The organism is Herbidospora yilanensis, assembly GCF_001570565.1.
In the GTDB taxonomy this organism is placed as follows: domain Bacteria; phylum Actinomycetota; class Actinomycetes; order Streptosporangiales; family Streptosporangiaceae; genus Herbidospora; species Herbidospora yilanensis.
Genome location: NZ_BBXE01000027.1, coordinates 58,532 through 75,655, shown reverse-complemented (window position 1 = coordinate 75,655; position 17,124 = coordinate 58,532). Strand labels below are relative to the sequence as shown.

Sequence of the window (17,124 nt, the reverse complement as noted above, 5' to 3'; positions counted from 1 at the left end):
TGACCCGGTTTTCCGGCGGACTCCTATAGTGAACGCGTGAAACGGCTGCTCAACGCCTCATTGGGCACCCAGCTCTTCGTCCTCCAAATGGTGATCGTGCTCCTCACGGTCGTCGGAACCGCGACCGTCTGGGTCGGCCACACCCGCCGCCAGCTCAACGAGCAGCACGAGCAGCGGGCCCTCGCCATCGCCGAGTCGGTCGCCGGCCTGCCCGGGGTCAGGGAGGCGTTCGACGACCCCCATCCGGAGCGGACGCTCCAGCCGATCGCGTTGAGCGTCCAGAAGGCCACCGGCGCCGACTACGTCGTCATCGCCAACCGTGACGAGATCCGCTACGCCCACCCGAACGCCGCCCTGATCGGCCAGAAGTTGTCGACCGACGGCACCGAGGTGATGACCACGGGCCAGGAGTGGACCGGCGTCCAGACCGGCACACTCGGCACCTCCGTCCGCGGCAAGGCCCCCATCTTCGGCCTGAACGGCGAGGTCATCGGCCTGGCCAGCGTCGGAATACTGGAACAGACGGTCGCCGCCGAACTGGGCGACGCCCTCCCGCCGCTCATCTGGACGGTCTTCGGCGTGCTCGTCCTGGGTTCGGCGGCGGCGGGGTTCATCACCCGCCGGGTCCGCCGCCAGACCTTCGGCCTGGAACCCAAGGAGATCGCCGGCCTGCTCGAACAGCGCGAGGGCGTGTTGCACGGTGTGAAGGAGGGCGTGGTCGCCCTCGACCTCGACGGCCGGATGACCCTGATCAACGACGCCGCGCACGACCTCCTCGGCGACGTGGGCGGCTCCCTCGACGACCTCCCCTCGAACGACCGCCTCCGCGACGTCATGGCCGGCGACGACGTCGGCGACGACCGGATCGTGCTGCGCCACGGCCGCACGCTCGTGCTGAACCGCACCCCGGTCGAGGTGCGCGGCCAGCACCGAGGCTGGGTGGTGACGCTGCGCGACCGCACCGAGCTGATCCGCCTCTCCCACCAGTTGGACGAGGCCACCAACACCACCGACATGCTGCGCGCCCAGGCCCACGAGTTCGCCAACCGCATGCACACCGTGGTCGGCCTGCTGGAACTGGGCGAACAGGAGATGGCCGTCCGCTACATCACCGAATCGGCCGGCGGCCAGTACGCGACCGACCTCCGCGAACAGGTGAAGGACCCGACCCTGGCGGCCCTGCTGCTGGCCAAGTCGGCCCAGGCGGCCGAACGCGGCGCCGCGCTGCGCCTGGCCGACGACGCCTGCGTCGAAGAGGGCACCCTGGGCGACCCCCACGACGCCGTGCTCGTCGTCGGCAACCTGGTCGCCAACGCCCTCGACGCCCTCGACGGCCGGGGCGGGACGGTGGAGGTCTGCGTCCGGACCTCGGACGAGGGCCTGCACGTGAGGGTCAGCGACGACGGCCCCGGCATAGCGGCCGACCTGGCCGAAGAGGTGTTCCGTGAGGGCTTCACCACCAAGGCCGCCCAGTCGGGCCCCCGCGGCCTCGGCCTGGCGCTGACCAGGCAGGCATGCCTACGACGCGGCGGCTGGGTAAAGGTGCACAATGAGCGCGGCGCCGTCTTCACCGCGCTGCTGCCGAGGCGGTCAGGATGATCAAGGTTCTCGTCGTCGACGACGACTTCATGGTGGCCCGGATCCACGTCGGGTACGTCGGCCGCGTCCCCGGCTTCTCCGTCGTCGGTACGGCCCACGGCGGACGTCAGGCCATGACGTCGGTCGAGGAACTACGGCCCGACCTCGTGCTGCTCGACGTGTACATGGCCGACATGTCCGGCCTGGACGTGCTCCACCACCTGCGGGGCCTCGCCCACCCCGTCGACATCCTGATGATCACCGCGGCCAACGACATGGACACGGTCCGGGCCGCCCTGCGGGCAGGCGTGGTGAACTACCTGGTCAAGCCCTTCACGGCGGCCGAACTGACCGAACGCCTCGACCAGTACGCCCAGTCCCGACGGCGACTCGCCATGGCCGGGCCGGCCGTCCAGGAAGACATCGACCGCCTCTTCGGCGGGACGAACCGCGCGGCGGTGCTGCCCAAGGGACTGTCGACGGCGACGTGCGCGCTGGTGGCCGACGCGCTGCGCACCAACGGCGGAGACCTGTCGGCGGCGGAGACGGCGGCGGCGACGGGCTTGTCACGGGTGAGCGCGCGGCGATACCTGGAGTATCTGTGCGCGACGGGACAGGCGGAACTGAGACCGAGATACGGGACGGCGGGCCGCCCGGAACACCGCTACCGCTGGAGGACCTGAGCCGACCACCTCGACGCGACGGGATCCCAGTCACCGGGATCGGGCCCGCTGAGCAAGGGCGTGACGAAGGCGTCGGCGGCTGCCGCGGCCTCGGACAACGACCGGCATCCGCGCAGACCGGAGACGTCTCCGGCCACGGACGCGTAGCCGCGTTCCCAGGACGGCCCAGGGACACGGAACTGCTCCGGTATCCGTAAGTCGACGCCCAGTCCGGTCCGTCGCCGGATCTCGCTGTCGAGCGCGATCCGAACCGCCCTGCCGTTCAGCCGTTCGCGTTGGCTGATCAGCAACAGGTCCGCGAGGTCACGCCATCGGCTCGACGCTATCCCCCTGTGGAGTTCGTACATGGCGCAGATCTTGTCCGCGACATGGTCGGCCAGCGGGTAGAGCCGCGCTTCCGGCCAATCGACCGGCCAGGGCAACACGATTCCGGCGGAGAGCGGAACGATCTCGGGAACACTCGTCGGGTGACGGCCGGTGACGAAATCGACGGCCACCGAATCGAGTCTGCGAGTTCCCAGCGTCACCTCGAATGACTGTTTCGCGCCGCCTATTTCATCGGCGTGTTCGACATACCCGGTCGGCACGAAGCGGAAGAAGTCGCCGAGATCCATCCGGGCGGCCGTGAGAAGTGCGTCGCGAGCTTCTCCCGTGTCTTCGGCGGACGGACGCTGAAGATCGATGTCCCGGCTCAGCCGGGCGGCGGCCGGGTATCTCAGCAGCAGCGCCTGACCTCCTTTGAGCAGCCAGCCCTGTGGATCATGATGGAAGACGCGGGCGGCCAGGCGGCTGAAGTAGAAAGCGCGGAACACCATTGTGGGGTTCAACCCGTGCTCGTTGGCGTGTGCGGTGACTCTGCTCTTCATCGCCTTTTCGAAGTCCCGCGGACTGGCATAGGGCCGGCTCAACTTCCGTCCTCCAGGGAGCGTTCGTCCAGCAGCCTTTTTATCGCAGTGAGTCCGCCCGACTCGCCGTGTTCTTCGAAGACCTTCGCGACGATGTCGAGGGCGCGTCTGGTGGCTTCCCGATCAATGGCTGGAAGCGTTGTTTCCGCTGATTCGAGAAGGTATGTCAGAAAATCCGGGCCTGACGCTGAACGGGGCAGTCCATAGGCTTTGGTGAAAGGGGCGATCCGGGTGGCCAGACGTGTCCGGTCGGCCTGACCCAGCCGTAGCGCGTCCGCGACCACCTTGCCGACATGCCCACCATCGGCGCGCGCGGCCAGCAGGTCGGCCACCGTTCGCTCGGCCGTCGTCACCGGAAGCCCGTCGACGATGGTCACGTCCGAAGGATCGACGGCGGCTTGGTGGAGTTTGACTCCCGGCTCGCGGGTGGTCCGCCGGGCGGGAACCGTGATCTCCACGCTCGATGCCGGGATGTCGCCGAGTTCGCGCAGTTCGCATGCGGAGGTGTGGGAGGCGACGCCCCCGTAGGTGCCGGGATGGTGTCGCTGCCAGGCGGGCCGGGCTGGATCAAGCCGGAGCCAGGCCAGCTTGATCTCCAGATGGTCGGGCGTCGGCGCGCCCCCCACTAGATAGACCCCTCGCCCAGCGCTCTCGATGAGACCGGCCTCGTGGAGCCGCGCGAGGTCGACGGAGCTGAGCCCGGCCAGTTTGGCCTGTGCCGTGGTCACCAGGCCCCACTGGTCGGTCGCGATCGCGCTCACGGCCTTGAGCGCCGGATGACGCCTCATGCAGCGAATGCTACATTAAGCTGTAGCGTTCGCTGCATCTTCCCTCGGTAATAAATCGGTTTATCGCAGTAGGCCCCCTTTGCTACCGTCGCTCTGCCAGCGAGGCCGATCAACAGGAGGGGACGTCATGCGGTACGCCGCCGTGCCCCTCCGTACCTTCCAGGTGATCCGCGTGTCTTCCGGTGCCCGGCTTCGGCTGCGCGCCCGATTCCGGCTGGCCTGACCTCTTCGGTCGGGCTCAATCGCGCCGTCCTTTCCGGATTCACCTCTCGAAAGAGAAACGGCCATGACTCTTCGTAACATCGGCATCCTCGCCCATGTCGACGCCGGCAAGACCACTGTCACCGAGCGCATCCTGTTCGCCACCGGGGCGACGTACAAGCAGGGTGAAGTGCACCACGGCACCACCGTCACGGATTTCGACCCGCAGGAGCGCGACCGCGGGATCACGATCTTCGCGGCGGCGGTGACCTGCCACTGGCAGGGCACGCAGATCAACCTGATCGACACCCCCGGGCACGTCGACTTCTCCGACGAGGTCGAGCGGTCGCTGCGGGTGCTCGACGGCGCGGTCGCGGTGTTCGACGCGGTGGCGGGGGTGGAGCCGCAGAGCGAGGCGGTCTGGCGGCGGGCCGACCGGTACGGCGTGCCGCGGATCGTGTTCGTCAACAAGATGGACCGGCCCGGGGCCGACCTCGACGCGACCGTCGAGGCGATCCGGCGGCGGCTGCATCCGGTGCCGCTGGTGCTCGGGCGTCCCGGCCTGGTCGAACAGGTCGCGGAGCGACATCCGGACGTCCTGGACGAATACCCCGACGTCTCTCCGGCGACCCTTCAGAGGGCGCTGCGCGAGCTGACCCTCTCGGGCGAGGCGGTCGTCGTGCTGAGCGGGTCGGCCTACCGCGACCAGGGCATCGAGGCGCTGCTCGACGCCGTGGTGGCCTACCTGCCCGAGCCGCGTGCCGAAGCCCGGCCGTTCTCGGGGCTGGTGTTCAAGGTGGCCGAGCGCGCCGCGTTCCTGCGGGTCTACTCGGGCACGTTGCGCAAGGGCGACACCGTCCTCGACACCACGACCGGGAAGACCGAGCGCGTCTCGCGGATCCTGCGGATCCAGGCCGACCGGCACACCGACATCGACCGCGCCGAGGCGGGCGACATCGTGGCCGTCACCGGACCCAGATCCGTGCGGACGGGTACGACGCTGGCCGACCCGGCCGCGCCGCTCGTGCTGGAGCCGCCGTCGACGACCGAACCGGTCGTCTCGGTCGCGGTCGAGGCGGCGACCGGGGCCGAGCACCAGCGGCTCGCCGTCGCGCTGGCCCGCCTGGCCGACGAAGATCCTTCCATTCGGGTACGAACCGACCCGGAGACCGGCCAGACCATCCTGTCCGGCCTGGGAGAACTCCACCTGGAGGTGGCCGTGGAGAAGATCCGCCGCGACCGCGGCCTCACCATCCGCGTCGGCGCACCGCAGGTCGCCCTGCGGGAGACCGTCGTGGCGGGCGTGACCGGCGTGCTCTACCGCCACGTCAAACAGGACGGCGGCGCGGGCCAGTACGCCCACGTCCGCATCGACGTCGAACCGTGCGACGAGCCGTTCGCCTTCGCGAGCACGGTCGTCGGCGGCCGCGTGCCGAAGGAGTACGTGAAGGCGGTCGAACAGGGCTGCCGCGACGCCCTGACCGAAGGACCACTCGGCGGCCACCCCGTCATGGGCCTGCGGGTGATCCTCACGGACGGCGCCACCCACGTGAAGGACTCCTCGGAACTGGCGTTCCGCACGGCCGGCCGCCTCGCCCTGCGCGAGGCGCTGCGTTCGTGCCGGATGGCGGTCCTCGAACCCGTGACCGAGGTGACGGTGACGGTGCCCGACGACCTGGCGGGCGGCGTCCTCGGCGACCTGGCCGCACGCAAGGGCCAGGTCTCCGGGACCGAGGCCAGGCCGGGCACGGTCGTCATCACGGCGACGGTGCCCCTGGCCGAGGTCTTCGGCTACGCCACGCGCCTGCGCAGCCGCACCCAGGGCCGCGGCGCCTTCACGACGAGACCGGCGGGATACGCGGTAGCAGGAAGATCGCGGTGATCAGGAGGAGGACCGCCAGGACCGGGGCGAACGGGCGGGCGGTCGTCAGCAGCATGGCGGTCGAGGCCGCGCCGACCGCCAGGGCGCCGATCTGCCGGAGGGCCGTCACGAAGGTGTCCCTCCGGCCGGTCGCCAGGTCGTTGAGGGAGGTGGTCAGCACTCCGGTCATGTACGTCGTGTTCGGGTGGAGGCTCAGCATCATCACGCTCTGGCCGCCCATCGCGATCGCGGCCAGGGCCAGCAGGACCAGTCGCCCGGACAGGTCGGGGCGGGTGCCGGTGCCGATCCAGCCGATCGCCACGACGACGAGCAGCACCAGTTCGGCGATCAGGCCGAGGGTTCGCCGGTCGCGGAAGGTCACCGCCCACGCGTAGGCTCCGGCGCCGAAAGCGGCCACCGCCGTCAGGGCGGCGATCCACTTGCCCGAGGCGGCCGTCACCACGTTGCCCGTGATGATGCCGGCGAAGGCGCCGCCGAGTTCGAGGAAGGTGAAGAGGTCGACCGCGCCGGCGCAGCAGGCCAGCGCGGTCGTACCCCACATGATCCGCATGTCAGGGGACGTACCCCCTAACGGCCCTGCAGCGCCTTCACGTTGTCGCCGAAGGTCCAGCTGCGGGCGCCGTCCCAGTTGATCGACCAGGTCATGAGGCCCTTCAACTGGCCGTTGAAGCTGTTCCACGCCTGCGACACCAGCGCCGGCGACATGTGGCCGCCGCCCGCGCCGATCTGGGCGGGCAGGCCGGGGACCTGCTTGTCGTACGGCACCCGGATCGTCACGCCCTGGATGACCAGGCCGTTGTTGAGGCAGGTCGTCTGGGCGACGAAGCCCTGGACCGTCCCGGCCGAGTAGGAGTCACCGGAGCAGCCGTACATGGAGCCGTTGTAGTACTGCTGGTTGAGCCACCACAGCCGCCCGTTGTCGGCGTACTTCTTGATGATCGGCAGGTAGGAGCCCCAGATGGAGCCGTAGGTGACGCTGCCGCCGGTGACGTAGGCGGTCTCGGGGGCCATGGTGAGGCCGAAGTTCGACGGCATCTGCGCGAGCACGCCGTCGATGATCCGGATCAGGTTGGCCTGCGACGTCGACAACTGGTTGATGTTGCCGCTGCCGGTGAGGCCGGTCTCGATGTCGATGTCGATGCCGTCGAAGTTGTAGCGCTTGAGGATCGGCACGATCGTGGCGACGAACCGGTCGGCCACCGTGGCCGACGACAGGTCGATGCCCGCCGTGGCTCCGCCGATCGACATCAGGATCGTCGCGCCCGCCGCCTTGGCGGCGCACATCTCGGCCGGGGTGGCGACCTTCACGGTCGCGTCCATGCCGTCCTCCCACAGGACCGTCCCGTCGGACCGGATCACCGGGAAGGCGGCGTTGATGACGTTGTAGCCGTGCTGCTTGATACGCGTGTCGGTGATGGGGATCCAGCCGAGCGGCGGGTGCACGCCGTTGACCGCGCCGTCCCAGTTCTCCCAGTAACCCTGGAGCACCTTCCCGGCGGGCTTGCCCTTGACCGCGCAGGTCGGCCCCCCTGTGGGTGTGACCGTCGGGGTCGGAGAGGGGGAAGGCGAAGGAGACGGTGAGGGGCTTGGGCCGGTGCCGCCGGGGCCGTCGAAGCTGATGTCGTCGGCGTGGTAGGTGCCCTGGCCGTACCAGCCGTGGAGGTAGACCTGTGCCGTGGTCTGCCCGGCGGCGGTGGTGAAGTTCAGGGTCAGCAGCCGCCAGTCGGCCGACGACGTCCAGACCGAGCCGCCGTCCTGCACGCCCAGGTAGACGTAATTCCCCCGGACCCACGCCGTCAGCACGTAGGCCGTGTTCGGGCGCACCGACACGTTCTGGCTGCATCGGGCGTTGTCGGAGGCGCCGGCCGCACCGGCAAGCGCTCTCGTTCCGGTACGCACAGGGGAGGTCACCACCGAGCCGAGGCCTCCCGTGCACGTCCAGGGTGAGAGCGATCCCGATTCGAGCCCGGGGTTGGCGAGCAGGTTGGCAGCGTTGGCCTGCGAGGGGATGAACAGCGCGGCCACCAGGGCCAGCGCCAGGAACACAGCACGTTTCACGAGGAAACCCTTCTGTCGCCCGGGCAGCGCAGATCACCGGGGGTGGGGTGCGGGCCACGGTGACTGGGGCTCGCGAGCAACAGCAGTCGAATTATCTGACGTTGATCGTGGATACGTCCATAGGAGGATTTGTCGGACGTGACTGCCAGACTGCGCGCCATGATCACCCCGATCTACACGATCACCTGGGTGCGCGGATGGGACGTACACGAGACCCTGAAACGCCTCGGTGTGGCCGACGTGGCCACCTTTACCTGGGACGACCTGTACCGGCGCGATTCCGAGACGAACGGGCACAGCGACCTCGTCGTGGTCGCGGCGGCGGGTGACTGGGCGCTGGCCCTTCAAGCGGGCGGCTGGTGGTTCGCCTTCGACGGCGACCTGAACGAGGTGACCCGGGATGGCGGCGAGGCCGTCTCGGTGATGCGGCACGACCGTTCCCACGGACACTTCGCCCACAGTGTCGCCGGCAGGTCGCAGACCCATTTCCTGGTCAGAGAACCGGGCACCCGCTGGGGCGTGGCACCGGACGCGCTCGGCGACCTGATCTATCCCGACGACCACCCCGACCCGGACGCGGCGGCCCTCGTGCTGGCCGCCGAGGTGACCGGCGTGCCTTTCACCGACGGTCTCTTCGCCGAGCCCCTGACCGGAGGCCGGGTCACACGTAGCCGCCTTCGATGAGGCTGCGGCCCGCGTCCACGATGACGTCCTCGGCCGGGCGGGGCCCTGGCGTTCGACAGGTGGCGGATCCGGCCCACGTTCCTGGCCGGTTCCGCTGGCCGCTGCCGACCGGAAAGGGCTGAGTTTGCCTTCGCGGGCATTCCCTGGTCTGCCCGCGACGGACTCGTGGGACGTGGTCTGCCTGCCCATAGGTAACGTGATCCATGGGTTGATGCCGTGACCAGGAAAGGGAACATCCATGGTCGACAAGTGGCAAGTCAAGCGCGACCTGGCCGACGCGATCAACGACCACGACGTGCCCCGGATGCTCGATCTTTTCGCCAAGGACGCCACCTATGTCTCGCCCGCAGGAGTGGCGGAGGGATCCGAGCAGATCGTGTGGCTCTTCGAGCAGTTCTTCAGGGGGTTTCCGGACTTTCACCTTGCGGTCTGGTACGAGGGGACCGAGACCGACAATCCCCTGGTGGTCGAGTGGACGGCGATCGGCACGCACACCGGGCCGTTCCTGTTGCCCGACGGACGCGACCTGGAACCGACAGGTCGCCGCATCACGCTGCGCGGCACCTGCGCCTCTTTCGTCGAAGACGGAAAGATCGTCACGCACCGGGAGTACTTCGACCAGTTGGAGCTGTACTCCCAGCTCGGCCTGCACCTGGAGACGGGCGACTCCGCCGCCGCGTGATTCTCAGACCGGTGACTTGAGGCCGGTGGCCGTGATGGGGACCAGCACCTTCTTCCCGGCCAGCCGATCGGCGAGTTCGGTCAACCCCGCCAGGGCGATCGCCGACGTCGGTTCGGTGTAGACGCCCGCGAGGCGGAAGCGTGCGTGCGCCGTCCACAGGGCGGTGTCGTCGAGGGCGAGGACGCCGGTCGCGTGCGCGATGACGGCCCGCCCCCGGGGCGGGCGGGCGATCTTGACGCCCTCCGCCGCCGTGTCCCCCACGGCCACCTCGACCGGCTCGTCCCCGTCGGTCACCAGCGGGGCGCAGGCCGTCGACTGGATCGCGTAGATCTCCGGCACCCGGTCGGTCAGCCCGGCGGCCCGCAGGTCGGCGAACCCGTGGGCGATGCCGAGCATCAACGTCCCGGCCCCGACCGGCAGCACGACCGCGTCGGGCACCCCCATCTGCTCCCACGCCTCGAACGCGAACGTCCTGGTCCCCGCGATGAACATCGGGTGCCAGGCGTGGGAGGCGTACACGTCTCCGGTGGCGCGGGCGTGTTCGACGGCCGCGTCGGCCACCGCCTGGCGGGTGCCGGGAACGGCGTGCAGTTCGGCGCCGTAGGCCGCGATCTGCCGCAGCTTCCCCGGCGACGCCGACGCGGGCGCGAAGACGTGGCACTTCAACCCGGCCCGCGCGCTGTACGCCGCCAGCGAGGCCCCGGCGTTCCCCGAGGAGTCGATCACGACCGACGACGCCCCGTGGGCCTTCAGCCACGACACCAGCACGGCGGTGCCCCGGTCCTTGAAGGAGCCCGTCGGCAACGCCCCCTCCAGCTTGAGGGTCAGGTCGAGCCCGTCCCACGGCATCGGGACCAGCGGGGTGACCGGTTCGCCGAGCGAGATCCCGTCGTCGACCGGCAGCCAGTCGCGATAACGCCACACGCCCTCACCGGAGGGCGACCCTCCGAGGGGAATCGGGGGCACGTCGAGCACGCCCCCGCAGGAGGGGCAGGCCCAGGACAGGGGGTCGGCGGCCACGTCACACGAGGAGCAGCGCAGGTCCATCGCATCAACGTACATAACGGAACCAGCCGTGCGCCCCCCGGGCCCACGGCTGGTTCTGTCGGATGGTCAGCGCGTCACTGGTTGATGACGAACTGGGTGCCCGGCTCGCGGACGACGTCTCCGTCGGCCGAGTTGGTGATGGTCACGTTCGTGAGGGTCGCCGAGCCCCGGGCTCCGGACATCGCCAGGATGCCCGCGCCGTTGTTGGACTTGTCGATCTTCACGTTGGTGATCTGGGCGGTGACCTCGCCGCCGCCCGTCTTGAACTGGATGCCGTCGTAGGTCGAGTCGACGATGTCGGTGTCCCGGATGGTCACGCCCGGGATGCCGGCGCCCTGCGCGAACAGGGTGATCGCGCCGAACTCCTGGTCTTCGTTCCAGAACGCCCCGCCGGTCCGGTAGAGACCGTTGTTGGCGATCAGCGTCGTCCCGGTGAAGGGGATCGGGTCGTGGTCGGTCGCCAGCATGATGCCGGGGTAGTTCGCGGTGTCGTAGATCAGGTTGTTCTCGATCTTGTTGCCGAAGCCGCCGTAGACCGCGATGCCGTTGGCACGCCAGGGCAACTGGATCGTGTTGTTGATGAACTGGTTGTTGGAGCCGATGTCGACCGACTGGTCCTTGACGTACTTGGACGCCCAGACGGCCAGCGCGTCGTCGCCGGTGGTGCGGAACGAGCTGTTGAACACCTTGGAGTTGCGCGTGCCGTTGGCGAAGTTGATGCCGTCGGCGTAGGTGTTGCGGATGCGCATGCCGCTGAACTCCACCCCGATGCCGGGACCCCAGAGCTCGGGGATGTTCGTGTAGTCGCGGCCGGCCCAGACGCCCACGTTCGCGTGCTCGATCCACACGTTCGTGATCTTGGTGTTCTGGCCGAAGCGGCCGTTCAGGCCCACACCGCCCTCGGCGCCGCCGGGTCCGCCGCGGATGCGGCCCGAGCCGAAGATCGCGATGTCCGAGATCTGGGTGTTGTTGTCGATGTCGAAGCCGAAGTTGCCCTCGTGCGGGTGGTTGATGCCGCCCTGGACCAGGTGCGGCTCGGTGAGCGTGTAGAGCTGCGAGTGCCACATGCCGGCGCCGCGGATCGTCACGTTGCTGATGCCGACCTGGTTGTGGTTGCCGCGGTTCAGCGGGTCGTCGGTCAGGATCTTCTGCTCCTGCCGCCACTGGCCCGCCGGGATCCACACGCAGCCGATGACGCCGTTCTGGTCGTCGGTGACCGCGCGCTGGATGGCCTGGGTGTCGTCCTGGCCGTCGTTCGGGATCGCGCCGTACTGGGTGATGCTGGTGCAGCCAGCGGGCTGGCTCAGCGGGGGAGCGACCTGCTCCAGGTCGATCAGGTCGATGATGTAGAACGCGGCGTCGTCACCGGCGTCCCGCTGGAGGCGGAACTTGGTGCCGACCGGGTAGGTCTGGCTGAGCAGGGCGTTCGACTCGTCGAACAGGCGCCGCGCGTCGCCGCCGGGGGTCTGCACGAGGCCCTCGGGGTCGTCGGTGGAGCCGTACAACCACGAGTGCTTCGACGACAGGGTGATCTTCCGGTTGAACGTGCCGTTGATGTAGAGGCTGATCGTCTTGTCCTGGCCGCCGCCGCCGGCCGCGTCGGGGATCGAGTTGCGGATGACGATCGAGTTCGACGGCACCGTCGAGGTGAACTCGACGTACTGGCCGGTGTTGTTCAGGCGGACCGAGCTGCGGCCGCTCGACTCCGAGGCGAAGTTCGTGTGCCCGAAGGTGCGCAGCGCGTCGGCGGTCAGGACCGTCCCGTTGTGCTGAGCGGCCTCGGCCTCGTACTCGGTGTACGGCACCGCGGCGCCGCGCCCGACCACGATGGCCTGCGTGAACGTGTTGTTCGACTCGTTGGTCTCGGCGACCGTGCCGGTGGCGTCGGCCGTGGCGGTGATGGTCGCGCCGCCGCTGGTGGCCGTCCAGGTCCCGCTGATCGACACGGTGGCCGTGGCCCCCGCCGCGATCGTGCCGGTGGAGCCGTTCAGGGTGGTAGAGCCGACCGTGACGCGGGTGGTGCTCGCGCCCGCCGGGTCGATGCCGCGGTTGTTGACCGAGACGGTGAAGCTGACTGCCTGGCCGACGGCCGGGTTCGCCGGGTTGGAGGTCACGCCGGTGACCTGCAGGTCGGGGCCCGGAGCCTGGGCGACCGTGAGCTGGGTCGGCGCGGTGAAGGTGTTGTTCGACTCGTTCTGCTCGAACACGGTGCCGTCGGCGTCGACCGTGGCGGCGACCGTGTAGGTGCCCATCGGCCGGGCGCCGACGTTCTGGGTGAACGTGGCCTGGGCGCCGGCCGCGAGGGCCGGGATGCTGACCGTGCCGACGAGGCTGCCCCCGACGGTGACGTTCACGCTGTCGGCCGGGGAGGCCGAGGTGCCGTTGTTGCGGACCGTGCCGGTGACGGTGATCGCCTGCGTCTCGTTGGGCGAGGTGGGCGACCAGCTCAGCGCGGTGACCTGCAGGTCGGGGTTGGGCGCCGGGGTGCCGAACACCTGGAACTCGGCGATCTGGCCCGCCGGAGCGCCGGTGTTGCTCGTGATCCGGAGCTGCACGTCGGCCGTGGTGGCGGTGACCGGGATCGTGACCGTGTTCTGCGAGGCCGGGTTGAAGGTGTAGCCGGTCGCGCCGACCAGGCTGGTGTAGGTGGTGGCGGCCTGGTCACGGCCGAGGACCTGGATGTTCTGCGTGCGCGAACCCCACGCCGACGACGGGTTGAGCTTCAGCACCACCGAGGTGATGTTCGCGTTCGAGCCGAGCTTCACGGTCAGCACGCTCGGCCAGACGCCCGACGCGCCCTCCCAGTAGGTGTCCAGGTTGTTGTCGTTGGCGTTGGCCGCGACGAACGTGTGGACGTGGCCCGACTCGGTGATCTCCTTGCCCTGGGCCAGGTTGCTGCCCGCGGGCGGGTTGGTGCCGGTCCGGGTCACCGAGTTGCCGAACGGGCCGTTGTTGCCGGCCGCGTCCTTGGCCCGCACCTGGTAGGTGACGGTGGCCGTGGCGGGCTGGTTGTCGGTGTAGGTGAGCGAACCCGTGCCCACCTGCGCGATGGAGTTGCCGCCCCGGAAGATCTCGTATCCGACCACGCCGACGTTGTCGGTGGCGGCGCCCCACGCCAGGCGGATCTCGCCGGAGGCGGGCTCGGTGTAGCTCAGCGTGCCCGGCGCGGAGGGCGCCTGGGTGTCGCCGCCCGACTGCCCCTGGCGGGTCACCGGGTTGCTGTTGCCCGAGGTGTTCCCGGCGGCGTCGCGGGCGCGCACGGTGTAGGTCACCGTGGCGGTCGAGGGCTGGGTGTCCGTGTACGTCAGCACGTTGCCCGCGACGGTGGTGATGGAGGTCCCGTTGCGGAAGACCTCGTAACCGGTCACCGCGATGTTGTCGGTCGAGGCGCCCCAGGCGAGCCTGATCTGGTTGGTGGCCGGCTCGGTGAAACTCAGGGTGCCCGGAGTGGAGGGCGCCTGGGTGTCACCGGGGGTCGTGGGGCCGTAGACCTCGAACTCGGAGATCTGCCCGGCGGCCCAGCCGGTGTTGCCGGTGATGTTCAGGCGCACGTACCGGGTCGAGGTCGCGGTGAAGTTGATCGTCACCGTGTTCCCGGTGGCCGGGTTGAAGACGTAGCCCGTCGATCCGACGATGTCGGAGAACGACGTCCCGTTCGTGCTCCCCTGGACGGCGAGCGTCTGTGTCCGCGTCGCCCAGCCGGAGGCGGGGAGCTTCAGCACCACCCGGTTGACCGAGGTGGACGCGCCCAGGTCGACCTGGAGCCACTCGGGGAAGACGTTGTTGTTGCTCTCCCAGTAGGTGGCCTGGTTGTTGTCGTTCGCGTTGGCAGGAACGTAATTCTGCGACACGGAGCTGCTGCTCATCGTACGGCCGGAGGCAAGATTCCCACCGGTGCTGCCGCCACCGTCGGTGGCGTAGATCTCGAACTCCGAGATCTGGGCGGCGGGCCAGCCGGTGTTGGCGGTGACGTTGACCCGCCAGTAGCGGTGCGTGGCCGAGCCGAAGTTGATCGTGACGGAGTTCCCCGTGGCCGGGTTGAACGTGTAGTTCGCCGAGGCCACGACGGTGGAGAAGGTGTTGCCGTCAGAACCGCCCTGGACGGTCAGCGTCTGGGTGCGGGTCTGCCAGGCGGAGTCGCCGGGCACCTTGAGCACGATCTGGTCCACGGCGGTGGCACTGCCGAGGTCGATGCGCGCCCACTGCGGGAAGTTGTTGTTGACGCTCTCCCAGTAGGTCGACTGGTTGCCGTCGTTGAGGGCGGAGGCGGGCTGGCCTGCGGTGGAGCTGGAGACCGCGGTGGCCTTGCCCAACGACAGGTTGGGTCCGCCGGCGGCGGACGCGGGCGGGGCGAGGAGCCCAGACGCGACAAGGCCGGCGGCGACGACGGTCGCCACCAGCCTCAAGGGTCCGTGCAGCTTTCTCATTCGCGTTCTTCTCTCGTCAGGGTCGACAGGTGGAGACACGGATGGGGGCGGGAGCACGGACGCAGTGCATTCCCTGAAGAGTTGCGAGAATCAGATAAGAAATAGACGACAAATTGCAAGATTCTTGCGTAGTGCTGGTCGAATGTTACATATGTGCTACGGGGCCGTCAATCGCCCGGAAACGTTCATGTCGCCCGGCCGCGCCATCGAGGACGCCTTCCTGGTGAGGGCGCGCGGGCGCCGTGGAGGCCCGCCGGGTGCCCGCGCGCCCGTCGGCGTGAGGTCGGTCCGTCGCCGCCACGCCTCTGCTCGATTCGCTACGGTTCCTCAGGAGATCCCGTAGACCGCCAGGAACAGCCGCAGGCGCGGTACGTCCTCTCGTGTGAGCAGCCCGTCGAGCATGGCCATGGCGGGAGTCCGGTCGCGTCCGGCCAGGCGCTTGCGGAGCAGCGGCGGGATCGCCCGGTTCAGCTCGGCGAGCGCCAGCTTCCTGATCTCGCCGTCGGCCCGTTCGGCGATGTCGAGCAGCCGCACGACGGCCTCGTCGTCCTCGGCGGGTGGCCGGAGGCTGGTCCGCCAGGCCGCGACGGCCGAGATGCCGGCGGCGAGGGAGGAGATGAGGGCGCTCATCGAGGTCACCACACCCGAGCCGACCCCGAACGACGTCATCGTCTGCGACGTCAGCGTGCCGAACGAGATGACCCCGGCGACGACGACGAGCCCGAGGATGAGGTAAATCGTTAAGTTCGAGCGCATTCGATCAGGTTATGATCGAAAACATGATCGTTGGAAAGGACGACACCACCTCCATCAGGTGAGTGTCACGACGCGGCGAGACGCCGCCTCCATCCGCGAAGACTGGCTCCGGGTCGCGCTGTCGACCGAGCCCGCCGACCGCCCCGAAGCCGAAGCCGCCATCACGGGCCTCTACCGGCTGAACGGGCTTCCCCCGCCCAGGTTTCACTGGGTCCCGTCCCCGGCCGACCTCCCGCATGTCCACGGTGAACCGCTGACCGACCTGTTCCGTCTGCGACGGGGGCAGCTGATCCGGGACCTCGACGCCGCCATCCTGGTGACGCGGCACCGGAGGGAACAGGTTCGCCGCCAGGTGGCCAGACCGCTGGACCGCAGCGGCCTCCCCTTCAGGCTGGTCGTGTACGACCACGACCGCGACTGGCCGGACGTCCACGACGTGTCGTGGCTGGCCTACTACGACTCCCTGCCCTGGGCGCCCGGCGTCGACGGCATCGACCTGTGGGATCGGGCCGCCCGCGCGGGCGGCTGGTGGGTGCCCTACCGGCAGGTGTGCGTGGTGGTGGACCGCCCGGCGGTCGTCCACACCCAACCGGGTCCCCAGGACGGCGAGGTGGTCGTGCACCGAGACGACGGACCGGCGGTCGTCTACCGCGACGGCCGGCCCGCCTACGCCTGGCGCGGCCTGCGTGTGCCGCGCTGGGTCATCGAGGAGCCGACGGCCGACCGGATCAGGAACGAACCCGACCCCGAGGTCCGCCTCGCCGCGATCCAGCGGATGGGCTGGCCGGAATGGGTCGACCAGTCCGCCGCGCGCCTCATCGCCACCGCCCCCGACCCGGGGAACGACGCCGAACTTCGCCTGTACGACGCCATGGAGCACACCGTCCTGATCGTCGTCAACGGGACCGTCGAACGCGACGGCACCCGCCGCCGCTACGGGCTGATCGTCCCCGAAGACGTCGCCGACCCCGTCGAGGCGGCCGCCTGGACCTACGGAATCACCGCCCCGCTCTACAAGCAGCTCGTGAGGAGGACATGATGATCACACTCGCCACCCTGTCCGCGCGTACCGGACACACGTTCGACGACCATCTCGACCGGCGCCTGACCATCCCGGTCCTCGACGGGCTCCAGGCTCAGGGAGACCTCCTGGTCATCCCGGCCGTTCTGCTGGGGGCCTCCGACTGGCGTCCGGTGCCGCCGGAGGGACTCGTCCTGCTCGACGGGGTGCACCCGCACGTGCTGGTGGCCGACCCCGGCACCTGCCGCTGGACCGACGGCCCCGACGGTCGGTCGTTCGCCGCCACCGCTCCCGTCTATCTGATGCACCCCGAACACGGGGCGACCGGGCTCGCGCCGGGAAGCTACGTGACCCACCGCCAGCGCGAATGGCGCAAGACGGTCGAACTGCCGGTCTTCGACTGACCCCGGGG

General features: G+C 69.4%; 14 protein-coding genes. 7 read left to right on the top strand and 7 right to left on the bottom strand.

Going from position 1 to position 17,124, the window contains the following annotated elements:
• Positions 1-36: 36 nt before the first annotated feature.
• Both AW273_RS21615 and AW273_RS21610 read left to right on the top strand, forming a co-directional pair.
• Positions 37-1,599: an ATP-binding protein gene (locus AW273_RS21615; protein ID WP_063910059.1), complete on the top strand. Its 1,563-nt coding sequence runs from the start codon at positions 37-39 to the stop codon at positions 1,597-1,599.
• Positions 1,596-2,261 (top strand): response regulator, encoded by a 666-nt coding sequence (locus AW273_RS21610; protein WP_062350800.1) that lies wholly within the window; start codon positions 1,596-1,598, stop codon positions 2,259-2,261. Before AW273_RS21615 ends, AW273_RS21610 begins: the two co-directional genes overlap by 4 nt.
• On the opposite strand, the gene AW273_RS21605 is transcribed toward AW273_RS21610, so the two are convergent.
• Together AW273_RS21605 and AW273_RS21600 are read right to left on the bottom strand one after the other, a co-directional pair.
• Positions 2,243-3,169 (bottom strand): nucleotidyl transferase AbiEii/AbiGii toxin family protein, encoded by a 927-nt coding sequence (locus AW273_RS21605; protein ID WP_198168280.1) that lies wholly within the window; start codon positions 3,167-3,169, stop codon positions 2,243-2,245. The two genes, AW273_RS21610 and AW273_RS21605, sit on opposite strands and share 19 nt — an antisense overlap.
• Positions 3,166-3,954, bottom strand: a complete 789-nt coding sequence (locus AW273_RS21600) for a type IV toxin-antitoxin system AbiEi family antitoxin domain-containing protein (RefSeq protein ID WP_083949935.1) — start codon at positions 3,952-3,954, stop codon at positions 3,166-3,168. Before AW273_RS21600 ends, AW273_RS21605 begins: the two co-directional genes overlap by 4 nt.
• Before the next feature lie 286 nt (positions 3,955-4,240).
• Here AW273_RS21600 and AW273_RS21595 point away from each other — a divergent pair, with 286 nt between their 5' ends.
• Positions 4,241-6,037, top strand: a complete 1,797-nt coding sequence (locus AW273_RS21595; protein ID WP_062350794.1) for an elongation factor G — start codon at positions 4,241-4,243, stop codon at positions 6,035-6,037.
• Here AW273_RS21595 and AW273_RS21590 read toward each other — a convergent pair.
• Positions 5,991-6,578, bottom strand: a complete 588-nt coding sequence (locus tag AW273_RS21590) for a YoaK family protein (protein ID WP_232327533.1) — start codon at positions 6,576-6,578, stop codon at positions 5,991-5,993. The genes AW273_RS21595 and AW273_RS21590 overlap by 47 nt on opposite strands.
• Before the next feature lie 26 nt (positions 6,579-6,604).
• On the bottom strand, positions 6,605-8,095 hold the full coding sequence (locus tag AW273_RS21585) for a glycosyl hydrolase family 18 protein (RefSeq protein WP_232327532.1): 1,491 nt from the start codon (positions 8,093-8,095) through the stop codon (positions 6,605-6,607).
• Between the two features lie 138 nt (positions 8,096-8,233).
• On the opposite strand from AW273_RS21585, the gene AW273_RS21580 reads away from it, so the two are divergent.
• Both AW273_RS21580 and AW273_RS21575 read left to right on the top strand, forming a co-directional pair.
• Complete coding sequence (locus tag AW273_RS21580; protein ID WP_157556013.1) at positions 8,234-8,779, top strand: DUF6461 domain-containing protein; 546 nt, start codon at positions 8,234-8,236, stop codon at positions 8,777-8,779.
• A 238-nt stretch (positions 8,780-9,017) separates the two neighbouring features.
• A complete protein-coding gene (locus AW273_RS21575; protein ID WP_062350781.1) occupies positions 9,018-9,461 on the top strand; it encodes an ester cyclase in 444 nt (147 codons plus the stop codon).
• 3 nt (positions 9,462-9,464) lie between these two features.
• Here AW273_RS21575 and AW273_RS21570 read toward each other — a convergent pair whose 3' ends face one another.
• From AW273_RS21570 to AW273_RS21560, 3 genes are all read right to left on the bottom strand, one after another.
• On the bottom strand, positions 9,465-10,523 hold the full coding sequence (locus tag AW273_RS21570; RefSeq protein ID WP_083949934.1) for a threonine synthase: 1,059 nt from the start codon (positions 10,521-10,523) through the stop codon (positions 9,465-9,467).
• Positions 10,524-10,582: 59 nt separating this feature from the next.
• Positions 10,583-14,935, bottom strand: coding sequence for a discoidin domain-containing protein (locus AW273_RS21565; protein WP_062350772.1), 4,353 nt, complete (start codon positions 14,933-14,935; stop codon positions 10,583-10,585).
• A 327-nt stretch (positions 14,936-15,262) separates the two neighbouring features.
• Positions 15,263-15,691: a hypothetical protein gene (locus tag AW273_RS21560; protein WP_062350769.1), complete on the bottom strand. Its 429-nt coding sequence runs from the start codon at positions 15,689-15,691 to the stop codon at positions 15,263-15,265.
• A gap of 58 nt (positions 15,692-15,749) precedes the next feature.
• On the opposite strand from AW273_RS21560, the gene AW273_RS21555 reads away from it, so the two are divergent.
• Both AW273_RS21555 and AW273_RS21550 read left to right on the top strand, forming a co-directional pair.
• Positions 15,750-16,730 carry a DUF6745 domain-containing protein gene (locus AW273_RS21555; protein WP_062350767.1) on the top strand — a complete coding sequence of 327 codons (981 nt, stop codon included), beginning with the start codon at positions 15,750-15,752 and terminating at the stop codon, positions 16,728-16,730.
• Positions 16,727-17,116, top strand: a complete 390-nt coding sequence (locus tag AW273_RS21550) for a DUF8820 family protein (protein ID WP_062350764.1) — start codon at positions 16,727-16,729, stop codon at positions 17,114-17,116. The genes AW273_RS21555 and AW273_RS21550 overlap by 4 nt, the downstream gene beginning before the upstream one ends.
• Positions 17,117-17,124: the final 8 nt, after the last annotated feature.

Excerpts from the sequence above, each read along its gene's own strand:
- AW273_RS21610 (WP_062350800.1), top strand. The coding sequence starts at position 1,596 with ATGATCAAGGTTCTCGTCGTCGACGACGACTTCATGGTGGCCCGGATC.
- AW273_RS21600 (WP_083949935.1), bottom strand. The coding sequence starts at position 3,954 with ATGAGGCGTCATCCGGCGCTCAAGGCCGTGAGCGCGATCGCGACCGAC.
- AW273_RS21595 (WP_062350794.1), top strand. The coding sequence starts at position 4,241 with ATGACTCTTCGTAACATCGGCATCCTCGCCCATGTCGACGCCGGCAAG.
- AW273_RS21590 (WP_232327533.1), bottom strand. The coding sequence starts at position 6,578 with ATGTGGGGTACGACCGCGCTGGCCTGCTGCGCCGGCGCGGTCGACCTC.
- AW273_RS21575 (WP_062350781.1), top strand. The coding sequence starts at position 9,018 with ATGGTCGACAAGTGGCAAGTCAAGCGCGACCTGGCCGACGCGATCAAC.
- AW273_RS21570 (WP_083949934.1), bottom strand. The coding sequence starts at position 10,523 with ATGTACGTTGATGCGATGGACCTGCGCTGCTCCTCGTGTGACGTGGCC.
- AW273_RS21565 (WP_062350772.1), bottom strand. The coding sequence starts at position 14,935 with ATGAGAAAGCTGCACGGACCCTTGAGGCTGGTGGCGACCGTCGTCGCC.
- AW273_RS21560 (WP_062350769.1), bottom strand. The coding sequence starts at position 15,691 with ATGCGCTCGAACTTAACGATTTACCTCATCCTCGGGCTCGTCGTCGTC.
- AW273_RS21550 (WP_062350764.1), top strand. The coding sequence starts at position 16,727 with ATGATGATCACACTCGCCACCCTGTCCGCGCGTACCGGACACACGTTC.